Source organism: Hubeiibacter jixunmingi, assembly GCF_041928215.1.
Lineage (GTDB): Bacteria > Pseudomonadota > Gammaproteobacteria > Pseudomonadales > Moraxellaceae > Acinetobacter.
This window is the reverse complement of record NZ_JBHFHK010000096.1, coordinates 1-5,600: the sequence shown is the minus strand read 5'-3', so window position 1 is coordinate 5,600 and position 5,600 is coordinate 1. Positions and strand designations below refer to the sequence as shown.

Sequence of the window (5,600 nt, the reverse complement as noted above, 5' to 3'; positions counted from 1 at the left end):
CCATTGGGCATCAGTAAGTGTTAGTCTATTCATATAATCAGAATAACTGATTTTCTTTGTATGTCAACACACCCTAACTTTATTTCATCATTTTTTGAATATACTTAAATGAGAAACATCACCTCATAAGTCGTAAGTATGTGAAATAATTATCAAATTTAAACATATAAAAAATATGGTTTTTTTATTCGTTATATGTATATAATCTTTTTTTGTGATAAAATATAACAACTGCTTTATAAACTTTGATTGATGTAATTATACGAACACGGATCTTCAAATTGATAATGAATTCAATACAAATAGATTTAGAACATTATTGTATGATGTCGATTCGAGTCTTGAGCGTAGAACAAGCTGCTCTGCAACAACACTTTGCAAGTTGCGATTGGTATTTTTTACAATACAAGAACAGCTTTACTGGAATACACTATGCGTAAAATGAGTCCCGAATACAACATACCATTGAAGACTTTCTTGTTAAAGTCTCAGTCTTATATGTCTCTTCTGGTACTCGGCTTATGCATATTTGGTATGAGCATCGTTGCGGTATCTGTTTTTAAACGTTATACAGAAGAAAATCTTGCTATCTTGGCACAAGGCGTCAGTGAGCAAATGGTGCTCACCAATGTCATCGATGACAAGGTCGCACTAGATGAGCTTATTACACGCTTTGCAAATACTCATATCGTTGGCAGCATTGTGGTGATGGATGCCAATCGTAATGTTATCACACAAATTAATCCCACAAACCAATCTAGTTTCTACACAACATTCGTACAACGCTATATTTTAGCTGATCACGCTGGTGAACAGCATATTCGCAGTAGTGATAATTCTAAATTACTGGCGATCGTACAAGTCTCCAATGGTATAACGCCACTTACCTATTTCTTAGAAGTTTTTCTATTGGTTATTTTGGTCAGTCTCATTGCCATTCAAATCACTGTCACTTATAGCTCACGCTTGATTTACCGAGAATTAAATAATTCGGTGGATAATTTTATTAATGCGACAGATCATGTTTTGGCAACACGTCATTTTAATCAAAAGCTGAGATATAGCCGTATCGCCGAGTTTAATGCGATTTCAGAGCATTTTAATACGCTACTACGCGAAATGGATAGCTGGCAACAGCATATGCAAAGTGAAAGCTCACAGTTTGCATATCGTGCTATGCATGATACTTTAACCAAACTGCCTAATCGTGAGTTTTTTAATCAAAAGCTTGAACAAATGTTTAACTCACAGCTAGAAAATGAAGGTTTTGCTCTATTTTTTATAGATAATAATTTATTTAAAGAAATCAACGATGTTTACGGACATTTGGTTGGTGATGCGGTATTACAAGAAATGGCTATACGAATTACTGATGTATTGCGTAGTGAAGATTTTTTCGCTCGTCTAGGTGGCGATGAGTTTGCAATTTTGTTACCCCATATCAATAGACCTGTAGATGCACTGGCAATTGCGAAGCGTATCTTGCACGTCAGTGATGCACCGTTGGTTTTGGATAATTACAGCATTCCGTTTGGTTTCTCAGTGGGCATTGCCTTGTCTAAAGGTGCAAGTTCCGCATCGGAGTTACTCAACCAAGCGGATCAAGCCATGTATAAAGCAAAAGCCAGTCGAGTCAAGCGTTTAGCAATATATGATTCGAGCTATAATGACGTACCGACTACAGTGCTGATATCAGATTGATCTAGAACCATCACGCTCAATCAGCACTACGATACGTCTAGATATTCAGCTCAATCGCCTATACCCAAATCCATCTCAAATTGCATATCATTTAGATTATAGTGATATGCTTTTTTAAATTTTAAACCCTTCTTCTCAGTTGTGATGATTTTATCTGGATGTTTTTCATCACTATCGTCATGTGTTTCTGTGCTGATATCCATACGTTGTGTATTATAGTTTAGACTATGCATCGTTGAGCTGGCACTGTTACGCCAAAATTCAGAATGATTAAATCCAATCAATGCCATGGTGTTATTTTGCCAACGAAATATATAATGGTGATCATACACTGCATAAGTACCACAGCTATACCAAAATTGCATCTCAATATTCAATGTACCATTTTTGATGCTTAAACCATTATTATCTTGTTCAGACAAAGGATCTGACAAACATGGGCTTTCGCTATCGTTTTCACTAGGAATAAAGTGTGAATTATCACTAATAACTTGATATTTATCGCCTTGTACGAATGCCACGATAATACGTCTCGGATTAGTGTCTAAAATATCCGCCCCCCAAACCATCATTTTTGATTTTATTTTTAGGATCTGTTTTTTGTAAAATCATCGCAAGATCATTTTTCTTATCTTGATTTAAATCACCTTGAGCGACTGCAATCACTTTCCAACCTTTTGGCAGAAGGCTTTTCGCACTATCAGGTAATTTAACCGATGTGTTGGCATAACTCAAAGTACTACATAAACATAATGTTGTTAAGAATAACTTTTTCATCATCATACTGTCCTATTTTTGATTTTGAAATTTGTCTAAATTTAAAATAGCACAAAGGATATATATAGTAAATAATCAAAAAATAATTATAAAGAAATTTAGGAAAGAAAATGATTAAATTTTTAAAGAAAAAGTTAAAAAATAGACGTTAAATTTATGAGAAATTCAAACAAGAGATTAAGAATATATAATTGAATTATTATTTTTAAAATATGGTCGGAGCAGTAGGATTCGAACCTACGACCCCCTGGTCCCAAACCAGGTGCACTACCAGGCTGTGCTATGCTCCGAAAATGTTTACACCAATCTGAAAATCGGCTAAACTTGGGGTGAATGACGGGATTCGAACCCGCGACAACCGGAATCACAATCCGGGGCTCTACCAACTGAGCTACATCCACCATCACTTATGGCGACCGAAATGGCGCGCCTGACAGGATTCGAACCTGTGACCATCCGCTTAGAAGGCGGATGCTCTATCCAGCTGAGCTACAGGCGCTCATCGTTTAAGTTAAAACCCTTAAACAAAAGGCATACTCTAAAAATGGTCGGAGCAGTAGGATTCGAACCTACGACCCCCTGGTCCCAAACCAGGTGCACTACCAGGCTGTGCTATGCTCCGCTCTCAGCGATTTTTATCGCACCTTTACGGTACGAGAGGCATTTTAGAGCTGAGAGGCTCTCTCGTCAAGCATTATTTTCAAAAACACGCTTTTTTTTATGCGTATGTCTATTTTAAAAGCAAATTTCACACCAAAAGCAGTATTATTTATGTTTTTTAACCAATTTCATAAACAAAAATACATTCGATAAGAAATTTGATTTTCATCACAATGCTTAATAATACATCAAGAACGATAATCTGCATTGATTTTGACATAGTCATAAGATAAATCACAGGTATAAACTGTGTCGCTACACTCACCACGTCCAAGATTTACGCGAATAGTAATTTCTGTCTGTGACATAACAGATGCACCTTGTGTTTCCGTATAATTTGCTGCTAAACCACCATTTTCGCAAATCAACACCTCATCCAACCATACGTTCACCAACTGTTGATTCAGCTGATTTAAGCCTGCATTGCCAATCGCTGCAACGATACGCCCCCAATTTGGATCTGACGCGAATAATGCTGTTTTCACCAATGGTGAGTGAGCAATACTGTAAGCTACATCGCAACATTCTTGCGTCGTTGCACCACCTTCAACGTGAACAGTAATAAATTTGGTCGCCCCTTCCCCGTCACGCACGATCAATTCTGCCAAACGTTTCATGATACGGTTTAAAATGCTGGCGAACTGCTGATAACGTGCATCATCTTTCGAGCTAAGTGCTTCACCGCCGGCTTGACCTGTTGCCATCAAAATGCAGCTATCATTGGTCGATGTATCACCATCAATGGTTATACGGTTAAATGATTGTTCTGTGGCTTGTTTAAGCAAATCTTGCAAAAGTGGCTGTGCAATCGGCATATCCGTTGCGACAAAGCCAAGCATGGTCGCCATATTTGGACGAATCATACCCGCACCTTTGCTAATACCCGTGATGTGGTAGGTTATCCCATCTAGCTCAAATTGCTCGGATGCCACTTTAGGAATGGTATCGGTAGTCATAATACCATATGCTGCATCCTGCCATGCATCGTTTGAAAATTTATAAACCGCTTGTCCAAGACCTGCTAACAAACGAGGCATAGGCAGCTGTTCTCCAATCACCCCTGTAGAGAAAGGTAAAACTTGTTCTTGCTGTACATGAACTAATTTGGCGAGTTCTGCACAAGTAAGATTGGCATTTTGCAAACCTATCTCACCCGATGCTGCATTTGCATTTCCTGTATTGACCACCAAATACCGAATTTGTGCATTTTGTTGTGCCAAATGATTTTTACATACTTGTACGGGTGCAGCACAAAAAGCATTTTGGGTAAATACGCCTGCCACACTACTGCCTTCAGCCAATTCAAAAATCACTAAATCTTTGCGATTTTGATAGCGAATATAGGCTTCGTGAATCGCAATCTTCACGCCCGAAATAGGATAAATTGTGTTAGGTAGAGAAATATCACCAACTGCCATTGTATTGCGTCCTTATTCCAAAAAATATTTAAGTGAGAAAAATAATAACAGATTCAAAGCAGACTACAAGCCACAGCCTGTAGTTAAATTTTATAAAAAAAAGCCTAAACGAAACTCATGTCGCTTAGGCTTTTTTTAAGAACTAAAAATCAACATAGTTTATTGACCATTTACCAATTGCAACAATGCTTGTTGTGCTTGTTGTTGGCTTTCTGGTGAAATGGCTGGATTAGTTGCAACGATACGCGTCACATTTTGCTCATTCGCTGGTGCAAGTTTTTCAGCTTGGAAGATGATATCGCGTGTACTAGAGTTGCTTAGCGTGTAGCTAATACCAGTACGTGGACTTGTCATTGTGGTTAGCTTACCAGTTTGCATCACGTTCACAGTTGGATTAGATGCTGCCGCTTCTACATTTGATGCACTAAGGTTTTGTGGGTTTGGTACTTGAGCATTGTTAGTAGTCGCAGTATTAGCTGTTTCAGTGGTCGCTATTGGTGCAGTTACTGCTGGTACAGTTGCCGCTGGTGTGTTAACAATCGTTGCACTTGGTGCGGTGGTTGTTGCGACACTTGGCATTGCAGTGTTAGTAGCCGTTGTGTCAACAGTAGCAGGGGCTGTACTGGTTGTGACAACGATATTTGTTGTGGTATTTGTTGTACCGGTGCTTGCCAGTGTTGCTACATTTGCATTATTTGTAGCTGCTGTATCTGCCATTGCCTGTGCACTTGTAGCCAATGATGCCAAAAGTGCTAACTTTACGAAAGTTTTCATTGAGTTTGCCCTACGCTTTGAATTTTATCGTATTTTAGCGATTTTTTTAGATAATCATAGTACTTTTGCGTAACCAATCTTTAGTCATCCGTAAAAGCCTAATCTACAAAATAATAATGTTATTTCATCTAACTGCTGAACAATTTTCTTTAACTCTCAAATATACATCTAATATATAGCTTCGTTTTTTTATTCAATAGACCTCTTGCGAAAGTTTTGATATAATGACAAGATGAGATACGAAACAATCAAGGGCTTTAGCGACAGCCA

General features: G+C 38.1%; 5 protein-coding genes and 4 tRNA genes. 1 reads left to right on the top strand and 8 read right to left on the bottom strand.

Going from position 1 to position 5,600, the window contains the following annotated elements:
* The first annotated feature begins 432 nt into the window (after positions 1 to 432).
* A complete protein-coding gene (dgcN, locus tag ACEYX7_RS10460; RefSeq protein ID WP_374805378.1) occupies positions 433 to 1,701 on the top strand; it encodes a diguanylate cyclase DgcN/YfiN in 1,269 nt (422 codons plus the stop codon).
* Positions 1,702 to 1,751: 50 nt separating this feature from the next.
* Here dgcN and ACEYX7_RS10455 read toward each other — a convergent pair whose 3' ends face one another.
* The 8 genes from ACEYX7_RS10455 to ACEYX7_RS10420 all read right to left on the bottom strand — a co-directional run bounded on the left by ACEYX7_RS10455 (position 1,752) and on the right by ACEYX7_RS10420 (position 5,330).
* Positions 1,752 to 2,222, bottom strand: a complete 471-nt coding sequence (locus tag ACEYX7_RS10455; RefSeq protein ID WP_374900548.1) for a hypothetical protein — start codon at positions 2,220 to 2,222, stop codon at positions 1,752 to 1,754.
* 16 nt (positions 2,223 to 2,238) lie between these two features.
* Positions 2,239 to 2,481 (bottom strand): hypothetical protein, encoded by a 243-nt coding sequence (locus ACEYX7_RS10450; protein ID WP_374805382.1) that lies wholly within the window; start codon positions 2,479 to 2,481, stop codon positions 2,239 to 2,241.
* A gap of 210 nt (positions 2,482 to 2,691) precedes the next feature.
* A tRNA-Pro gene (locus ACEYX7_RS10445) sits at positions 2,692 to 2,768 on the bottom strand.
* Between the two features lie 35 nt (positions 2,769 to 2,803).
* Positions 2,804 to 2,879, bottom strand: a tRNA-His gene (locus ACEYX7_RS10440).
* A gap of 21 nt (positions 2,880 to 2,900) precedes the next feature.
* A tRNA-Arg gene (locus ACEYX7_RS10435) sits at positions 2,901 to 2,977 on the bottom strand.
* 46 nt (positions 2,978 to 3,023) lie between these two features.
* Positions 3,024 to 3,100, bottom strand: a tRNA-Pro gene (locus ACEYX7_RS10430).
* 226 nt (positions 3,101 to 3,326) lie between these two features.
* Positions 3,327 to 4,556, bottom strand: coding sequence for a bifunctional glutamate N-acetyltransferase/amino-acid acetyltransferase ArgJ (gene argJ, locus ACEYX7_RS10425; protein ID WP_374805383.1), 1,230 nt, complete (start codon positions 4,554 to 4,556; stop codon positions 3,327 to 3,329).
* A 159-nt stretch (positions 4,557 to 4,715) separates the two neighbouring features.
* Positions 4,716 to 5,330, bottom strand: coding sequence for a hypothetical protein (locus ACEYX7_RS10420; protein ID WP_374807142.1), 615 nt, complete (start codon positions 5,328 to 5,330; stop codon positions 4,716 to 4,718).
* Positions 5,331 to 5,600: the final 270 nt, after the last annotated feature.